16 protein-coding genes are annotated in these 17,512 nt (G+C 65.3%); 1 reads left to right on the top strand and 15 read right to left on the bottom strand.

Annotated features, from left to right (window positions below; translation table 11 throughout):
• Nucleotides 1-482: 482 nt before the first annotated feature.
• The 11 genes from DFR69_RS34235 to DFR69_RS28335 form a co-directional block, all read right to left on the bottom strand.
• Nucleotides 483-1,364 (bottom strand): NlpC/P60 family protein, encoded by an 882-nt coding sequence (locus DFR69_RS34235; protein WP_146229454.1) that lies wholly within the window; start codon nt 1,362-1,364, stop codon nt 483-485.
• Between the two features lie 34 nt (nt 1,365-1,398).
• The gene (locus DFR69_RS28380; RefSeq protein ID WP_110040717.1) at nt 1,399-3,816 is read right to left on the bottom strand and encodes a hypothetical protein; all 2,418 of its coding nucleotides are present in this window, start codon (nt 3,814-3,816) and stop codon (nt 1,399-1,401) included.
• Nucleotides 3,817-3,877: 61 nt separating this feature from the next.
• Nucleotides 3,878-6,430, bottom strand: a complete 2,553-nt coding sequence (locus DFR69_RS28375; protein WP_110040716.1) for an ATP-binding protein — start codon at nt 6,428-6,430, stop codon at nt 3,878-3,880.
• On the bottom strand, nt 6,427-6,912 hold the full coding sequence (locus DFR69_RS28370; protein WP_186817353.1) for a hypothetical protein: 486 nt from the start codon (nt 6,910-6,912) through the stop codon (nt 6,427-6,429). Before DFR69_RS28370 ends, DFR69_RS28375 begins: the two co-directional genes overlap by 4 nt.
• Entirely contained in the window at nt 6,912-7,172 is a 261-nt protein-coding gene (locus DFR69_RS28365; RefSeq protein ID WP_110040715.1) for a hypothetical protein, read from the bottom strand. The genes DFR69_RS28370 and DFR69_RS28365 overlap by 1 nt, the downstream gene beginning before the upstream one ends.
• A gap of 19 nt (nt 7,173-7,191) precedes the next feature.
• Entirely contained in the window at nt 7,192-8,193 is a 1,002-nt protein-coding gene (locus DFR69_RS28360) for a conjugal transfer protein (RefSeq protein WP_244198498.1), read from the bottom strand.
• 114 nt (nt 8,194-8,307) lie between these two features.
• Nucleotides 8,308-9,210, bottom strand: coding sequence for an ROK family protein (locus DFR69_RS28355; RefSeq protein WP_110040714.1), 903 nt, complete (start codon nt 9,208-9,210; stop codon nt 8,308-8,310).
• A gap of 40 nt (nt 9,211-9,250) precedes the next feature.
• The gene (locus DFR69_RS28350) at nt 9,251-9,694 is read right to left on the bottom strand and encodes a hypothetical protein (protein WP_146229453.1); all 444 of its coding nucleotides are present in this window, start codon (nt 9,692-9,694) and stop codon (nt 9,251-9,253) included.
• 188 nt (nt 9,695-9,882) lie between these two features.
• Entirely contained in the window at nt 9,883-10,992 is a 1,110-nt protein-coding gene (locus DFR69_RS28345) for a diguanylate cyclase domain-containing protein (protein ID WP_146229452.1), read from the bottom strand.
• A 279-nt stretch (nt 10,993-11,271) separates the two neighbouring features.
• Nucleotides 11,272-12,339 (bottom strand): terpene synthase family protein, encoded by a 1,068-nt coding sequence (locus DFR69_RS28340; protein WP_110040711.1) that lies wholly within the window; start codon nt 12,337-12,339, stop codon nt 11,272-11,274.
• Between the two features lie 167 nt (nt 12,340-12,506).
• On the bottom strand, nt 12,507-13,919 hold the full coding sequence (locus DFR69_RS28335; RefSeq protein ID WP_110040710.1) for an FAD-binding oxidoreductase: 1,413 nt from the start codon (nt 13,917-13,919) through the stop codon (nt 12,507-12,509).
• 146 nt (nt 13,920-14,065) lie between these two features.
• Here DFR69_RS28335 and DFR69_RS28330 point away from each other — a divergent pair, with 146 nt between their 5' ends.
• The gene (locus DFR69_RS28330; protein ID WP_167456437.1) at nt 14,066-14,719 is read left to right on the top strand and encodes an SUKH-4 family immunity protein; all 654 of its coding nucleotides are present in this window, start codon (nt 14,066-14,068) and stop codon (nt 14,717-14,719) included.
• Between the two features lie 14 nt (nt 14,720-14,733).
• Here DFR69_RS28330 and DFR69_RS34230 read toward each other — a convergent pair whose 3' ends face one another.
• The 4 genes from DFR69_RS34230 to DFR69_RS28320 form a co-directional block, all read right to left on the bottom strand.
• Complete coding sequence (locus tag DFR69_RS34230; protein ID WP_146229450.1) at nt 14,734-14,928, bottom strand: hypothetical protein; 195 nt, start codon at nt 14,926-14,928, stop codon at nt 14,734-14,736.
• A gap of 15 nt (nt 14,929-14,943) precedes the next feature.
• Nucleotides 14,944-15,270: a WhiB family transcriptional regulator gene (locus DFR69_RS28325; protein ID WP_110040708.1), complete on the bottom strand. Its 327-nt coding sequence runs from the start codon at nt 15,268-15,270 to the stop codon at nt 14,944-14,946.
• Between the two features lie 147 nt (nt 15,271-15,417).
• Nucleotides 15,418-16,149: a hypothetical protein gene (locus DFR69_RS34225; RefSeq protein WP_146229449.1), complete on the bottom strand. Its 732-nt coding sequence runs from the start codon at nt 16,147-16,149 to the stop codon at nt 15,418-15,420.
• A gap of 136 nt (nt 16,150-16,285) precedes the next feature.
• A complete protein-coding gene (locus DFR69_RS28320) occupies nt 16,286-17,182 on the bottom strand; it encodes an immunity 49 family protein (RefSeq protein WP_146229448.1) in 897 nt (298 codons plus the stop codon).
• Between the last annotated feature and the right edge of the window lie 330 nt (nt 17,183-17,512).

Raw genomic sequence — 17,512 nt, 5'->3', positions numbered from 1 at the left:
GAGGGCGCTGATCAGTGACGGGATCGCGGTCAAGGCCATGGTCCCGGCCATCAGCGCGCTGGGTAGCACCTGCGCGACCAGATCGGAGTCGATGACCGGGGCAGGTGGGTTCGGATCCGGCGGGGCTGACGCGGCCGGGGCCGCGCCCGGCTCGACCGGAGCAGCACCAGGCGCCACACCGGCCGGCGGTGCGCCTCCGCCAGGGGCGGCCGGTGGCGGGCCTCCCGGGGCGGCGGAGGGAGGAACAGGACCCTGATGCGGCGCGGTCGGTGGCGGAGGGTGACCCGCGACAGCACCGCCGGGTTGACCGGTCCGGCCCTCCTCCGAGGCCGGGGCTGCCGGCCGACCGGGAGCGGGGGCGGGCCGCCCCGTGGGCTTGCCGTTCGGCCGATCCGTGTGCGGCCCCCGGCCCGGCAACGGATCACGGCGGTCCGGTCCATATTCGCTCGCCGTCAGCGGCTCGCCGGGGCTCTCGATGCTCGTCATGCTGCTCCGCCCAATACTCGCTTGATCCGCACGTCCGACTCCGTGGGGAGGTGTGTTCGCCGGTGACCGGTCGACCCCTGGCCGGCAACGATGATGTCGTTCCCCCCGACGGCGATCGCGGCCAGCCTGGGCGCGCCCTGGTGGTAGTTCCAAAACACCAGGTCGCCCGCCGACAGGGCCGCAGGGGCGACCCGCTGCCCGCAGCGCGCTTGCGCCGCAACAGTGCTGGGAAGCAGGACCGGAGATCCACTCGCGGCGAATGGCGGGCAGGAGTGCCCGGATCCGGCGCCGGCCTGCGAGCTCGACTCCTCGAGCGATCCGCCGGTCGCCGGAGACAGCTGAGCGGCCCGACACTCTCCGGTTTCGGCGGCCATCGAGGCGTCGAAGACCAGCGACCGGATCGTGGCTGCCATATCTGACCGCGGGCCGGTATCGTCTTCGTGCATCGAGCCCGCTGACACCAGCAGCAGGGCCAGGTGCCGAGCGCACTCGACTGCTGGGCCAGCATTGACGGACGTATCCGGCGAATCCTGGTAGGGAGCGGTCTTCATAGCGGAGAGGCACTCTCGCTCCCAGCCCGTGACCGGGTCGTCTGAATCGATTGTCAACTCCGCGTATGGATTCGTCGTCGCACTGGACGGCGGCGCAGTCCGCGGGGATGCTCGCTTCGACACCGGCGGGGTGGGCGCAGGCGCCGCGTCGGCCGATGGGTCCGGGCCTACCGCACTGTCACACTGGTAGCGAAGATCCGCAGCCACCGATGACGTGAAGCTGCTCAACGATGCCACGAAGGCAATCGTGACCAGCGTCAAACCCACGGTGGCTCCCAGCAGTACCAAGCGCCATGTCACCGCCGTGGTGACGAGATTGCGAATCACCTGCGTCCCTCCTCGATGCGCGTGAATCTCCGCCTCACCGGCGCGTCCGGTTGGCGATCGCTTTCAGCGCGGCCCAGTTGACGGTCTCCGACCCCGGATTGGGCTGGTCGCTCGGAGGCGGCGCCAGGGAATTGGTCGTGGTCCGGTTCAGGCCCGCCGACCACTGATCGGTGCTGGCAGCATTCGAGATCGTCCGGCGCGCGTCTCGCCACAACTGGACATCGGCGGGATTCTCAACGATCCGACCGACTGCCTCCAACGTCCGCTTGGCATCCTCATTTCCGATCCACTGCATCATGCGAGCCGCATCGACCGGATCGATGCCGGTGAGTAGCCCACCGCTCTTTGCGTGGTCGTCCTCATTCAAAGCCTCACCGCCGGACAGCTTCTGCAGCGCGAGGATCTTCGGGCTGGTCGGATTCGCCATGTAGTCACTCACGAATGCGCGCTGAGGCCCGTCCTCGGCGCCACCGTCGAGGGTGACGCCCCCCGGATATGCCTCACGATAGAGAGCCGCGTTCGCCCGCAACGTAGCGATATCCGCTGCGGCTTCCTGCATATCGCCGCCTCCTCGAGCGACCGACAGCGCGGAATGTTGTGCGCGCTGCATGGCGGCGACCACTCGACCCAAGGGCTTGTTGGCGAGCGTCTCATCCTCCGAGTTGTGCAGGATGGTTCCCCACGAGTAGACGGCGTTGAGAATCAGGTCCTGGTCTCGGAAGCCGGCGCCGTGCAGTGCTCCAGCTGCGGCGTCCAGTCCGCCGCCTACCTTCGACAACTCCATCAGAGCACCGGCGGCGCCCATGACCGTGTCGATGCCACCGAACGCTTGCGCTCCTCGCAGTGCTGCGCGGGCGAATACGGGACGGTTCAGCATCGTCTGGACATGCCACCCATCGGCGCCACCGAGCCCTGGCCTCGTGTAGATCCCCGCCTGCGAGAGCATCACCTCTTTCTGGAGGCGCGCATAGGGGCGTAGCGGCCGCGGTACCTTCCCGAGCGCCCATTCGGTCAGCGGCGAGTTGCTCACCGTGCTGGCTGCCGCGAAGCCCGCGATCAGCGCATGAGGAAGGGTGCGGAGGAGACCGGTGCTGCCCATCCCGGTGGCGACGGCGGCACCGCCGCCAGCTCTCACCGGCGTCGCGTCGGCCCCTCGAAGTGCCTGAGACACCCGGGACACCACCCAATCCTTGCTCTCGTCGAAGCTGCGTCCGGCCCTCTTGAGCTGACTGATCGCTACGCTTTCGATGAGTGCGGCGATGACGAAGACCGCCATGACGTCGTCGCCGGCGAGCCGGAAGATGTTGCCCAGGAGCAGCATCTTGAACCCGAGAGCCACTGTGTAGAAGGTCATTTCGAGCGCTCCGACGGCGCTGTCCACGATGTTGCGTACCAAGAAGGTCTGTGTCGGACCGTAGATGAATCCGCCAGCGGCGAACCCCACGATGGCCAGGAAGCCGTGATAGATCGCATCCAGCGCACCACGCAGAATTCGCTTGGCGAGAACTACGGAGAAGCCGAGCAGGATGCCTGCGCAGATGATGAGCAGCAGCCCGGCGCCGATCTGTCCGACGCTCGGGTCGGCGGCCGCGCGGTAGGCCGCCGAGTCCCCGCAGGTGCGCATGCCTTCCTTCAGCCGTTCGTCATCGCCTGAGTTGACGCCCACGGTCCAGACGACCGCGCAGTTGGCGCGGTTGTCCACCACATGGCCGAAGTTCCACACCTGCAGAGGGCGGCGTGCGAAGTTCTCCGCCATGGTGCCTTGGATGGTCTCCACGAGTTGGGTGGGGTCGCTCGTGCCGTCGCCGTTGAGCCCGGCGGCGATCCCCACGCCGACATCGCGGCCGGAGGCGAGCAGACCGTGCGACGACATGATCTCGGCCAGTGGGGCGGCGAGGAAGAACGGGCCGATGACCGCGACAGCGAACATCGTGGCGACCTGCATGGCGGCCTTGGCGTGCAGTCCTCGAATCACGAAGTAGGCGACGAAGAACGCACCGATCGACACCGCGGTGGCCAGCATCACCGGCGTCGCGATCTGCGAGGCCGCGGCTTCGGACACTCCGCGCAGCGCGTTCGCGATCAGATCGAGCCAGGCGAAACTGAGCACATACCCGATGAGCCAGATAGCGGTTGTCACGATCACGAGCCACCCGGCGAACTCCAGATTGATGATGGTGGCGATCGCGGTGTTCTCGGGATGAATCACGCTACCGAAATCGGTCGCGAAGAAGTAGTCGGACAGTTCGACACCATAGGAATCCCGGACATCCATCCAGCTGAGCGCGCTGTTCGTCGCCGAGGCGCCGGACTCCGGATCTGATGAGGCGGTCGCCGCCGCGCCGAGCACGGCGGGAAACACGGTCAGTGCGAGCAGGACCAGTAGGACGCGTACGGTCCATCGCCGTGGCCTGGTAGCACCGATCCATCGACCGATGCGATCGATGACCACCGGCCTTCGCCAACGGTCTGGATTCCAGAAGTCGACTTTCGTTGTCGCCCGTAGCATCTCGTCACGCTCGATCGCCGGTGTCCACCGGATGGGCCGATGCCCGCGCCGCGACGGCCTGTTTGCCGCCGCGCTCGCTTTGCGGGGTGCTGGTGATCGCCGCGGCTCGATCCGGCCTAGCCGGGCCGAGTACTTTCCCGCGACCGATCCGGCTCAGCGCGTCTCGCATGAACATCTCGCCCCGACGTTCCTGGGGAACCTGTCGGCCGATACCCACCGGCGGGGAGGTCTCTTCGCGCAGCACCTGGAGCAGGTATGGCGCCTCGTCGAGGTCGACGCCGAGCCATTCCAGACTGTTCCGTGCCAAGACCTCGTCACGCTGGCGGAAGACGAAGCGGTTCGGAATGAGGTTGTGCGCCGCTCCGCGGAAGTCGGTTGCTGGGTCGTGCGAAGCCAGTCCGATGGCGGCCAGGTGCTTTCGCCCGTCCCGGCTGAAGTCCGAAGTGACCGCCGCGCCGACTTGGGTCTGGGTGAAATGGTGGGCCTCGTCGCCCACCAGCAACCCGAATCTCCCGTTGTCGCTGAGGAACGCCTCTCTGGCCGTGACGCCGACCAGTTCGTACAGCGCGGTCCCGAGCCTCTTGGTCAGCGGCAGCCTGCTGTACAGATGGGGGGTGGTGAGCTCCTCGGCCGTCGGCAAGGCGAGGTTGTGGCTGCGGACCACCGTCGCGGCGGCATCGAGTCGCAGTGGCTTCAGTGCCGAATCGAACAGGACCGGGACGCGCTCCACCAACGCGGCCATGCGGGCCGCGACATCAGCATGATCGGGGTCGCCGGACGACGAGTCCCGGCGCCGGCACAACACCCGGTAGAGATCGAGCATTGTGCAGATGTCGTTGGCCGCCAGGCTGTTCGGGCTCAGCAGGTTGGATACGATCGCGCCCGCCCCGGATGTCGGCGACAGATCCAGCAACGGCAGGAGCGTGTCGAGAGCCCGTTCGCCGGCGACGCGGCGGTCGAAGAGCCGCAGTGGATCCAGCGACACGGTGGGGTTGGCGAGGTCCACAACGACAGCGTCATCGATCGAGGCGGCAAAATGCTCCCATTCACCGACCTGGCTTCGGTCGATGGCCAGAAACTGACCGCCCATGTCGTGGACGAGAACGGCCATCAGCTTCAGGAAGTACGACTTGCCGGACCCCAGCTCGCCGGTGACCGCGAAGGAGGCGGACAGATCGTGCAGTGCCGCTTCCATGATGCCGAAATGGATGGGCTCGAAATGCCCGGACAGCAAGTTCACACCGATCACCGGCCCACTGTCGTCGCCGACCTGGCTCGAGATGAACGGGACGAACCCGGCCCACATGTCCGAGGGCACGATATGCGCGAAGTCGTCGAAAGCGCGCCGATGAGGCGCGCCGGGCACGAGCATCGACCAGAGATCCACCTGTGCGCCGAGCGGCGCGATCATCTCCACTTGAAATCGTTTGTAGCGACGCTTCAACGCGTTGACCGCGTCCATGGTGACCTCGCGTGAGGAACTACCGACCGCGATGACAGTGGTGAACGTGACCTCGGACTCGCCGCTGTTGACCTCGAAGTGATGGTTGTACTCGCCCAGCATCTGAGCCTTCGCCGCCAGCGTGTTCTGTGCGAACGACACCTCTTGATCGCGCTGGTCCATCTGCTCGCCCAGGCGGCGCAGGTTCAGTTCGTTGTTCCGAAGCACCTGGTCCGCGGACCTGGTGGAGATTCGCATGCCCCAGTCGACTGTCACGTCGCCGAGGCCCTCGAGCACGTTCAAGAATTCGCTTCCACCGGGAAAGCCCATGCCCGAGTAGGGGAAAGAGTGCGGCGTCAGCATCGCCTGATACGACGGCGCCTGGTCGAATTCGGGTTGAACGACCTTGACCACCGGAACGAACGACGGGCGGACTCGCCGCTTGCCGTCGGTCTGCGCACCCTCGTCGAGGGCCGCGGCGCGGAAGACTGCCGCGGTCGCGTCTTCGAGCATGCCCGACTCGGTCGGCGCGTCCGGATCGCTGGCCCCGCCACGCGAGAGGTAATGCTCCCACAGCCATTGGAACAGCGCGGCCGGCACAGGCACGGGATCGAATTCGCTACCGATCTTCGACAGCACCTCCGCCGCCTTCTTGTCGTAGATCTCGAGATCCGCGCGCGACAGCGACGTCGCATCGATCGTCGCGGTGCTGTTTCGCCACAGTCGAGACAGTGCGGAAACGCCGGAGTTGGCCGCGCCCACCGGAATCGACAGCAGGAAGAGGCGGGTGTGCGGGACGATCGCGCGGATGCGTTCATACGACGCCACTACTTCATCGGCGTAGTCCTCGCACACGTCGAGGTCGACACCCTCGACCATCTTCGTCAGCACATCTTTCGTGTTCAGTCGCGCCTGGATGCCGAGGAGGAGGGAGCCATCGGGCAGGCTGTTGATCATCGTGTGGTGCGCGAGTTTGACGTCGTGTTTGTCGGCGGCCTTACGCAAGCCGTAGCCCAGTGGGCTGATGAAGTACGTCGCGGTGACGAGGCCCGAGCGCGTGAATTGCAGATTGCCACGGACCGCCGCGGTCGGCTGGAGATCCCGCCCAATGGTCATCGTTCTCGTGTCTCCGATCCGGAGCCGCGCACCGCGGCCCAGCCACCTGCTGATCGTGCGTCGCCGGAACCGGCTCTCCGCGAAGCGTTGTCCGGCAAGACGACCACCACGGATTCCTCGATGAACAGGCTGTGCCGGACCGACTCGGAGTCGACCGGCATTCCAGACGCCGACACCGGCGCCCGGAAGACGAGCAGCCGTCCGACCCACAGCACCCGGGAGCTGATCCTGATTCCGGTGAAGGGCACCAGCCCGAGCAGGAAGACAGTCACCACGGTCACCGCGACCCCGACGAGGAAAGTCACGGCGGGGTTTGTCGGCAGCGCCATGGAGCAGGCCGCTGTCGACACCAACAAGATGATCCCGCCCGCGACCTGTGGAATGGTGTAGGGCCCGAAGGGCAACTTCTGACCGTTCTGAGACTTGCCGATCATGGTGGGAACGCGTTTGACCGGCGTGTACACCTTGATCAGCTGCGTCATCAGTAATAACCCCCGACAGGGAAATTCGGCACGATGCTGTTCGAATCGGAGCGGGCGTAGTTGATCAGCGCCGGCAGAATCCAGAACAGCGTGGCGGCGAGCACGGCCGCACCGGTGACCCCCAAGATCTTTGCCACCGAAAGTCTCGAACGCGCCGCTTCGACGACAAGAACGCCCATTCCGATGATCATGATCGTGATCAATCCGGCCTTCTGCACGAAATTCAGCACGAGGTAAAGAATGTTCGTCAGATTGTTCATTGCGCCATCTCCTGTGGTGTCACTTCTGGGTCGCCGGTGGAATGGAAACTCCCGGCGTCGTGGTCGTCGACGAAGGCATGCTCGTCGCGCCGCTCTGCACGCCCCCCGACACGACCGCGAGCGGCTCCGCGAGCGCGGGGACGGGGTCGACAAATTGCACCTGCCACTGTTCGCCACCTCGGACGAGGGTCAGCGGAAATGCCAGTGGCGCCCCGTTGCCGCCGTCGAGTTTCGGCGCGACGTGCACGAGCACGCGAGCGCGCGTCCCGGCGCCACCGCAGGTGGAGTCGTCGGCGACGAGCGAGATCACCTCGACGCCGCTGAACGGCACCGGCGTCAGTGCCGTGATGCCCGATTGGAGCGTCGTGTACCTGCCGATATCACCGTCACCAGCGATCTGAGCCTTGACAAACCCTGAAACCACCTGGTGCAGGGGAGTCTCCACACCGCAGGGGGTCGAGTACAGCATCGCGAGGTCTGGTCCACGTGTCGGCGACGGCACCATCGTAGGCACCGCCAGGGCACGCAATTGCCCCCCGGATACGGAGACCGCGACCCGATAGAACTGACGCTGCTCAACTGTCGCGGAGGCAGCCTTGTCGACCCGTACCGACACGGTCACCGACCAGATGTCGAGCTGCCCGCGCGACATCGTGCGCACGGCGTGCACCACCGCACTGTCGGAGACCTGCCGGCCGGTCGGCGGAAGCGAGATATGTTGCCCGAGCGATACGAATTCCCCGATCCGTTCCTGCTGTCCGGAAATCGCACTCAGATAGTTGACGACAAATCGCTCGGCGAAATACTCGACCAATTGCGCTCGACCGACCGCGACCACCGCGGATTCATCCGGTCGCCGCGGCTGTTCCGGTGTCAGAAACTCGAATATCGCGTGCCCTCCCCCGAGAACCGCCAGGACGACCAGGACTGCCATCATGATCGTGTCGCGACGGCGCCGAGCTGCCATTCTCCGGAGCAGTGCATCCCCGGATTGCTGGTGCTCACGGATCATGGTCTTCATTCTGGAAATGGTAGAGATAGCACCGACGGCGGTGACTGCGGAATTGTCCCCACCGGTGGGAAACGGCTTTCTTCATCCCGCCGAATCCCAGTATTCGCGATGGCGGCACCTGGTTCACCCCGGTTCGTCTTCACCGGACAGCGCGAGAATCGCGGCACCGGCGAGAACTCCCTCCTCGCCGAGTTCCGACGCGACGACCCTCAGCTCGGTCAGGTTTCCGGTCCGCGCGTGCGCGGCGACCGCCGCGACCAGCGGATCCCACAGTGCCGGGCCCGATTCCCCGGCCAGGCCACCGACAACGACAAGGTCCACGTCGTGCAGTACCGCCGCGGAGGCGATGACGAGCCCCAACGCTGTCCCCGCCCGCGCCAGCGCTTCCACCGGAACCGTCTCGCCATTGCGCGCCGCGTCGATGAGCTCTCGTGGATTCTGCCCAGTCCAACCACGGGCGCGTGCCCATTCGACCATCGATCGACCAGCGGCCACGGTGTCCAGGCATCCACGACTTCCACACCGGCAGGGACCGTCGAAGCCCGGCACCGGCATGTGCCCGAAGTTTCCGGCGTTTCCGGTTCGGCCTACCATCGTCAATCCCCCGACGATGATGCCGCCGCTGACGAGGTCGGAGACCAGGACAACCAGCGAGTCGATCGCCTCGCTGGCGTGCCCCAGGTTGCGCTCCGCCAGGGCCAGACACGCACCGTCGACGAGGAACCGGACCGCGGCGCTCGGAAACAGGCTCCGGATGGCGCCGACGATGTCGAATCCGGCACGCCACTCGGGAATGTCCACCGGCGCAACGACTCCCGCGGCCATGTCAACGGGACCAACGACTGCCAGACCGATCGCGGTGATCGGCATCTCCCCGGCGACCTCGGTCAAGAGGTTTCGGCAGGATTCCCACACCGACGCGGCCGGAATCGCCGCCCGCCGGACATCGTCTCCACCGACGTCCCCGTCGACTATGCGCGCCGCCGCGATCTGCGCCGAATCGATGGCCACACACAGCATTGCCATCAGATGCCACCCCGTTCTGCCACGACCGACATCCAGACGATCACGAGCCGTTGGTTCCGGTGGACCCGAGCGGACGGCCCAGCACCAGATGGCGCCGAGGCGCTGAGATCGGGGCGGTGGTCGCACATGGCCGTGAGCTCGTGCGGATGACACGCAAGCCCCGCGAGTGCCGCGAATCCGGGCGATACCACTCGAGGTCCTGAATCACCGCGCCGGCACCGTCGTACGCGACGCCCGCCCAGATCATGGCTCGGGGCCGCTGCCCCTTGGCCGCCAATGCACCGGCGAGCTCCGCGCACTGCACGAACAGCGGGCATTCGCCGCAGATCCGAACCGCTTCACGCCAGGTTTCAGCGTTTCCGCGCTCCATATCCCACTCGTCGGGCCTATCCGCGCACGACGGTCGCAGTCTGGGGGCGGGATCTGAGCTGACCGGGAAGAGTGCGTCTTCCGCTACCGGCGAATCATGCCACGTGATGCTCATTGCTGTCTCCGAGGATGCCTGGGCGCGTCGATCACGCGCGCGCCCGTGGATCAATTGATCCTCAAGGCTGCTCAACAGTCCTCGGAAAACCAGCTACGCCGAACTGGTACCTCGACGGTAGCCGAATGCCTCGCCGCTGCGCAAGCACATTGCGCACATGGACAACGGCACACTGGACCGGGCACACGTCAACCGACGTGCTCCACGACCCATCGGTCCTTTCCTGAGGCCTTCGCGCGCCGCATGGCGGCATCGGCGGCCGCGAGCAGGACATCGGGCTCCGCACCGGACACCGGGGCCAAGACCGCACCGGTGCTGACGGCGATACGAAATACCCGGTCGCCCAGGGCGATATCGTCCGCCAACGCGGACTTCAACTCGGCGGCGGCGGCCACCACATCCGCGCGCTCAGCCGGCGGCGGAATCAGCGCGATGAATTCGTCGCCGCCGATTCGAACCAACGGATAGCCCCTGGCACGAACAGCGGCATCGAGCCGGGTCGCGACCTCGACAAGCACCTGGTCACCCGTCCCGTGGCCGTAACAGTCGTTGACGCGCTTGAATCCGTCGATGTCGACGAAGCAGAGCCCGATCCGCGCGTCGCCACGATGTGGACGCGCGATCATCGCTGTCAGACGTTCGAGCAGGCAACGCCGGTTCGGTAGTCCGGTCAGCGGATCGAGCCGTGCCTGCGCGTACAGTTCCTCACGAAGCCGATGCTGTTCGGTCACATCCTCGCCCACGGCGAGCAGATAGTCGGCATGGCGGCCGACCCCACTGACGAAGGTGATCGCGAACGACGCCCACCCACTGCTGCCGTCGGCACGCATGAGGCGTTGCTCGAGTTTCACGGTGCCGCGGCGGTTGGGAACCAACTCCCCGTAGACGAGGCCCCGGATGGCGTCACGATCTTCTGGGTGGGCGAAGTCGTAGACCGACACCCCTCGAAGAGCCTCGATCGGAACGCCGATCATCTCGGCCAAACCGCGATTGGCGTCGAGCAGCACACCATCGGTGTCTCCGATAGCGATCGCGATCGCCGCGTTGTCGAAGACCACTCGAAACCGCTCGTCCGGTGTGCTGCTCGACGCCGAGCGAACCGTCATTTGCGGACCCGATTCGCGCCGGCGATGCATCTCCATGCCGTATCCCTGCCCGAATCCGACCATCAACCTCGCGAGCCGGTCGCTCAGTTCGGGTCCGCTGTGGTGTGTGCCGCCCACCGCGGACAAGATCTGTGCGGTAGTTCCGAGCACCGCGGGATCGGTGAGCCCGGCGGCGACCAGGCCCGCGCCCACGTGGACACCGACCTCGGCGTCGAACGGATCGGATTCGAGACCGTCCACAAGCGCTCCGGCGAGATCGCTGAGGGAATCCGGTGTCCCCTCATATACCCGGTGGACGGCGGCGAGTGCCTGCCACCACGCTCGCGCCAAGAGAATGCCCACCAGGTCAATCACCGAACCCCCTCGCACCAGGTTTTTAAAGGAGTCACACACGACGCTGCCGATTTCGGGACGCTAGCACGGCATCGAGCAACGTCTGATCACACTCGTTCCCAGCCCTGAGAAATCACATCAATTCAAGCGGTTCTCCATGAAGATGGACTGCCCCTTGTACCGCAACGTCTGCGTCTGCCACACCCAGGTCGCCTGGACACAACCGCGCAGATCCCGCAGATGAGTCGCGATGCCCTTCGACAGCGCGGGCGGGATCCCGGCCATACAGGCAGGCGAATTCGTCAATATTTGTTGCAGTCGACGGAATTCGACCAGCCGCTCACGAACCGCGTTCGCCGAGTACCGCAACGCCTCGACCAGGTCCCATCCCGGATGGTTGAGCATCGCCACCGGAATGAGGTTGAAGTCCGCGCGGTCGGTGATGCACTCCTTCTCGAAAGAGAAAATGTCGTTCATCAGCGCACCGATCTCGACGGTCAAATCCCTGGCGCGCGTCAACAACGAGCCCAGGTGTAGCCCACGGAGCGCGTCCCAGTCGATGAAGTCGTCGCTGCCGAACTCACAGAGCGCGATGGCCGGATACATCCCGGAAACGAAAGCACGCTCCCTGACGTACTCGGGCACACTCAGCAACGACCCGCGAGCCCGGGCGTTCTGGTCCCGGATCGCCGCACGCAGGTGCGCGGCGGTTGCCGCCAGGAACTCTTCCCACCACGGGTGACCGGCATGCCTTCGCATCTCGGCCATCAAGTCGATCATGGCCTGTTCTACCGGTAGCGGATTCCGCGGTATCTCCGCCTCCGCGAGAATCCGGCACAGCCGGTTCACACTTGTCCGCGCCCGCTGACGATCACCTCGGGTGAGGTGGGCGAACTTCTCGCGCCCGACTGTGTCGTTCAACCAGAACAGGATCGCATTGTAGATGCCGATCATCGCCAGCCGCTCGGCGTCCGCCGCACCGTTGTAGAGGTAGGGGGTCATGCTGTTGTAGTGGTCACCGCCGTCCTCCAGCCAGATATCGCGTTCCCGACAGAAGGATTTGGCATCGGCACAGGCGATCCTTCCGAACTCACTCGGAACGAACTCGCGAGAGTACTGAGCGATGTCGTATTCCGCGCTACTGAACAGCATACGCAGCGAGAAATTCCTCCCTCGGCGCAGCAGAGTCCTGTGCTGCTCGTGCATGCGCTGGATTATGTCCTCCGATTCAGGCGTGTATCGATGACTCATCCCAACCCCTTCCGAACCCTCCAACAGAATTTCAAGGAGCATTCTCCGGCAAATTCTGCCGCAGGAGGACGGCGCCTTCTCACCGAGGGGAAGGCTCGCCGGAAGCGCCTGGGAGTCGACCGTTACCGCTCGTCGGGAACAGATCCCGACGACCGCGACGGCGCGGACAGCACACCCGGATTCAGCGTCAACGAAGGATCCAGCGCCAATCGGATCGCCTGCATAGCAGCGATGTCTGCCGAGGTTCGCCCGAGATGAAGCCACGGCGCCTTCGCACGACCTACCCCGTGCTCGGCACTGATACTGCCTGCGTGGTCCGCGACCAACCCGAAGACGTGATCGGTGACCTGCTCCCGGTCGGAGGGATCCACATCGAGCAGATTCACGTGGATGTTGCCCTGCCCCACATGCCCGAAAAGAATCGGTCGAACCGCCGGAAAGCGAACACGCACAGCGCTTTCGAGCTCGTCGACGAAGCGCGACACCCTGATCAACGGCACCGTCACGTCGAGCTTGACGACCGGGGTCGTAGACGAGAGCGCGACGACCTGCGTATGGCTTTCCCGGTATCGCCATAGACGAGCTCCGCGACCGCTCTCGAACACGGCGTCGACGATGCCACCGAGCCCCCCGATCGTCTCCAGCAGCCCCGGCAACGGATCATCGGCGTGCGACGCCTCCACCAGCAGGTAGTAGGGCGCATCAGCCGACATCGGCGAGGCCAGTCCGTTGTAGCGCCGGACGAGTTCGATCCCCTCCGCTGTCATCAGTTCAGCCGCTTCGAGCGTGGTGCCCCGGCGACGAAGGTCGTCGACCACCGCGAGCCCTGACCGAATCGAATCGACCCCGACCAGGCCGACCGCGACGGCGGCGGGTGGGACCGCCAGCTTCATCAGCACTCTGGTGATGTACGCGAGTGTTCCCTCCGAGCCGGCCAGCAACGCGGGGAGGTGATAGCCGACGTTGTCCTTCTCGATCGACTTCCACCGGGTCAACACCGTTCCATCCGACTGAACCGCCTCAATGCCCAACAGGCGGGACCTGGTGTCTCCGTACTTGATCGTTCGTATGCCACCAGCGTTGGTGGCCACGATGCCACCGAGAGTCGCCAGGTCACGCGAGGCCAGGTCGACACCGAACACCAGACCCGCCGCGCGCGCGGCAGCCTGCGCCTGGGCGACCGTCACACCAGCTCCCGCGGCGATCGTGCGGGCGACAGGATCGACCTCGAGGTCGCCACAGAGTCGCGTCGAACTCACGACCAGTTCGCCTTCCAGCGGGATCGAGCCGCCGACCAGTCCGGTGTTTCCGCCCTGCGGAACTACCTTGATTCTGGCCTGTCGACACAGCCTCATCACCTGCGCGACCTCTCCAGTGGTTCCCGGTCTCACCACGGCAACAGCACTCCCCCGCCAACGCCCCGTCCAATCGGTGACGTAGCTCGTGGTGATCGCCCGGTCGGTCAACACGTGCGCTCTGCCCACGATCTCCGACAGCTCCGAGATCAGGTTTTCCACGGAAACCGTTGTGTCCATCACACATCCAATCGAGGTAATTGATTCCCAGGTCGGCGGGGTTCGAGTTCCCACCAGTGGCAAAGAGAATTCGCAGCCGTAGGCTCTGCGGTCCCGGCACCGAGCGCTGCCGCCGCGCGCCGATGAATTGTCAAGAAGGGATTACGTTGTCAGCAATCGATGATCGGCTCGATGCGATCATGAACGCACCGCTCGCCCGGCTGGTCGTTCCGCAGAGACAACATCGCCTGTCGAGCTCAGCGTTCAGTCACTGGCGTCTCCCGGAAAAGCAGCGTGTGAGCCTGGCCCTGTGGGGACTTCCGACCGACTTCGTCGTGCGGCCGGACTATCGCTCGACATACATCGAGGGTGAACCGACCGCACCCGATCGATCATGCGAGCGGCGCTATGAGTTGGGCACCGGGATCGGTGCGGCGGACGGGCTGCGGATCACGGCTACCGCCTGCGGCATGGTATTCGCTATCCGTTGCGGTCCATCGCGCTGCCCCGCGCCCCCCATTGCAGGCATTGCCGGCACGCCGATGATGGTCAATTCGTCGGTGTTCGAATTCGTTGAGCTGGCCTGGCGGTGGCGTGCCGCCGCGATGACACTGGACCCGCTCCTTCTCCTGCTGCGCCCGGCTGGCACCTCCGGCACCTCGCGCTGCACGGATCGGATCAACACCCTCAAAAGTCGGATATTCGAGCATGCGCTCCGCATAGATCCGAACATCATCGGCGCACATGCACCCGGGTTCTGGCACAGTCTGATCCTCGACTTCGATCACCACTCGACGGTCCCTTCGTACATCACGGAATAGGCGAAATGCTCGTCTCACTCCGCGTTCGAGTTCAGGTCGTCCCGATATCGGCGCATGAATCGCGCGAAGAATTCATCGTCGGTTTCGTCACGCTCTTCCGCGTCAGAGCGTCGCTGCGCCGCGGACTCGGGATGAAACACCCGGTCCGCACCGGATGATTCCGGCACAATTGCACCCCTCTCGAAATATCGGTCGATCAAATCGGGCATACCGCCCGATGCGGTTCAGATCCTGATCAACCGAGCCTCACGTCCGCCGCCGCGCTCTGTGCAGTCGTCGGAATAACGGCGTTCGCGGATTATCCGGCGCCGCTCCTCCTCGGACAGGCCGCCCCATACACCGTGATGTTCGCCGTAGGTCAGCGCGAAGTCTCGGCATTCGTCCAGCACCCGGCACCCCGCGCACACCCGTTTCGCTTGTGCCACTCGGGCGCTGCGATACCGCCGCGGCTCCTTTTCGCCGTGAAAGAACATGTCAGAATCCATCCCGACGCACGAGCCGAGCGCCTGCCACTCCCAGTAGTCACCTATCGGCATACGACGCTCGGCCATCAATCGAACTCCTCGCGGAACGAATCTTGCTGAAAGCAGCCTACGAGCTTCCCACCAGCGAGAAAGTGCAGTGATCTGGCTATTACCCGGCGCAGAACCAACCCAGCGATCCGAGTTCGCTGTACCGCCTCGTCCCCGGCGCAGTCCTCAGCTGTCGGCGGCGCGGGGCCGCGGAGCGAGTCCCGCGTGTTCCCCCGCGATGGTTTCTCGGCCGACGGTCGGCAGGTGCGGAGGCGCATCCGGATCGACGCCGTACTGCGAGTTGGTGGCCGATCGTGCGCGAAGGGCCGCTCGTGCAATCTCGCCATAGAGCCGGTCGTCCGCATATCCCCGAAGGCGATACTTCTCGACGACGTGCTCCCAGGCCAGATTCGGACACTCGTCCTCCAGGCGCTGGGCATGCGAACGATCAGCCATCGCCACACGGCAGAACGACCTCAACTCGTTCCGGAGTTCGTGCACAGTCCGCGCTCTGTCTTCGGGCCCGACGTGGTCCACCAGCCCGTCACTGACCGTGCGCAGTCTTTGCTCACCATTGAGATAGACAATCCGCGCCTCCCGCGCAGACAGTGAGCCGGACAGATAGCCCGGCAGACCAAGCGGGCCGGCTGCCGGCTGAATCGGTCCCACCGCAGCTGGACCGACCGCGCACCGACCGCTCGGCACGTCATCCGTCTGCGGCGCCCGCTCGGGGCATAACCCCGCCGCTCGACTCAAGTGATCTTGGCCTGATAACTCCTTCGCTCCAGCCTTGATCGCACCGCTGCCTCGAATCACCCTGCGCGCATTATGATCCGCGAAGCGTGCGAGCGATTGCGTGATCGACTCGGCAAGTCCGCCGAAGCCCCGGGCAATGCCTCCCATCACCGCGGAGGCCACCCCGACTCCCCGCAACCGCCGATCTTCATCGGGACGAGATTATTGCCAGCTCCCGTGACCCGGCGTCAGGTTGTTCGCACCCGTGGGAATGCGAAATGCGGCAAGTGGTTCTCAAATCCTCTCGGCAGAATGCATTTCAGGTTGCCGAAGTCAGGCGACGGGGAAGGTAGTCAGATCGCACGCGTAGGTCCCATCCATGCACTCGGACGGCGATCACGACCGGGGCGATGATGTCGACGGGCAACAGTGTCCGGGGACGATCAGGCACGACGCGGTCGTGATGCGCGGTCAGAGTGGCCGCCAGCGCCTGTTCGAACAGGGGCTGGTCGTCCTCCAACAGCGTGCGCAGGAGCCTGCGGGATGGGCTTTGCGCCGTGAGGGTGTCAAGGCTTCGGGCCGCTTCCGAAAGCGCCAACGCAGTCGGCTTCCGTAAACGAGCGTTCGGCCACTCCGCGGGCGGGTGGTCCTCGGGGTCGGGCAGATAGCGGCACAGCGCGTCCATCTCGGCAACTTCGGCCAACCAATCACCCTGTGTCGCAGCCCTGTTGGATGCCGCTGCCCGGATCGCCGGCGCGAAGCAGCATTTCAGTTCCATCGCGACCGCGCGGCTGGGGTCGGCAGCCTCACCGCTCGACAACCAGGTCCGGAATGCGGCCAACCAGATCGCCGGAGTGACGGGATCGGTCCGATGTCGCCACGTCTTCGCGTCACCGGTGCGCACACCGATTCCGATTAGCGGCAGCGGCACTTCGAAGTCGTACCACGGGAACACCGCAACCCCGAGAGCGCCAAGGGCACACTCGGCCGCGGTTCGTAGCACCATCTGCGTGTACGAACCGACGAGCTCCGGGTCCTCGAGACTCTCTGCTCCCACGTAATCGAGCAGCTCATCGCGCAGGGCCGTCAACGCGCTGGCAGTCAGCGGTTCCCCCTGGAGGATCCGATCCCGGAAGTCGAGCGTCTTGCAGTGAATTCCCCCTAACGCCTGCAAGACTCGGCCTTCGGTCACAATGTGGCGAGATATCGTGAGCACGTGCTGCTCCCTTCATCGCGTGTACCCGGCCAGCACTGATCACTGTCGGGCCGGTATTCGGAAACCCGCGTTCCACAGGACGTCGAAAGTGCCCTGGTCGAAAGGCCGCAGCCAGCAGAAAGCACACGCGAGTCCGACCTCGTCCGTGGCGAGGTAGATGACGGCCCAGACGGAGGGCGATCACCCGTCGCCGCCTCCCCGGATTCAACGCAGACGCGCGCCGGCACGACCGACGCACCGGCGATGGTATTCCCTGCCGGGCCGGGGATGTCCGGAGTTGAGCTCATGCCTCGCCGTCCTCGATCATCGTCACTTCTCAGTCTGCGGCTC

It is taken from the genome of Nocardia neocaledoniensis, from assembly GCF_003182135.1.
GTDB classification, from domain to species: domain Bacteria; phylum Actinomycetota; class Actinomycetes; order Mycobacteriales; family Mycobacteriaceae; genus Nocardia; species Nocardia neocaledoniensis.
Note: the sequence above shows the minus strand (reverse complement) of the source record. Positions and strands in the feature narration are given on the sequence as shown.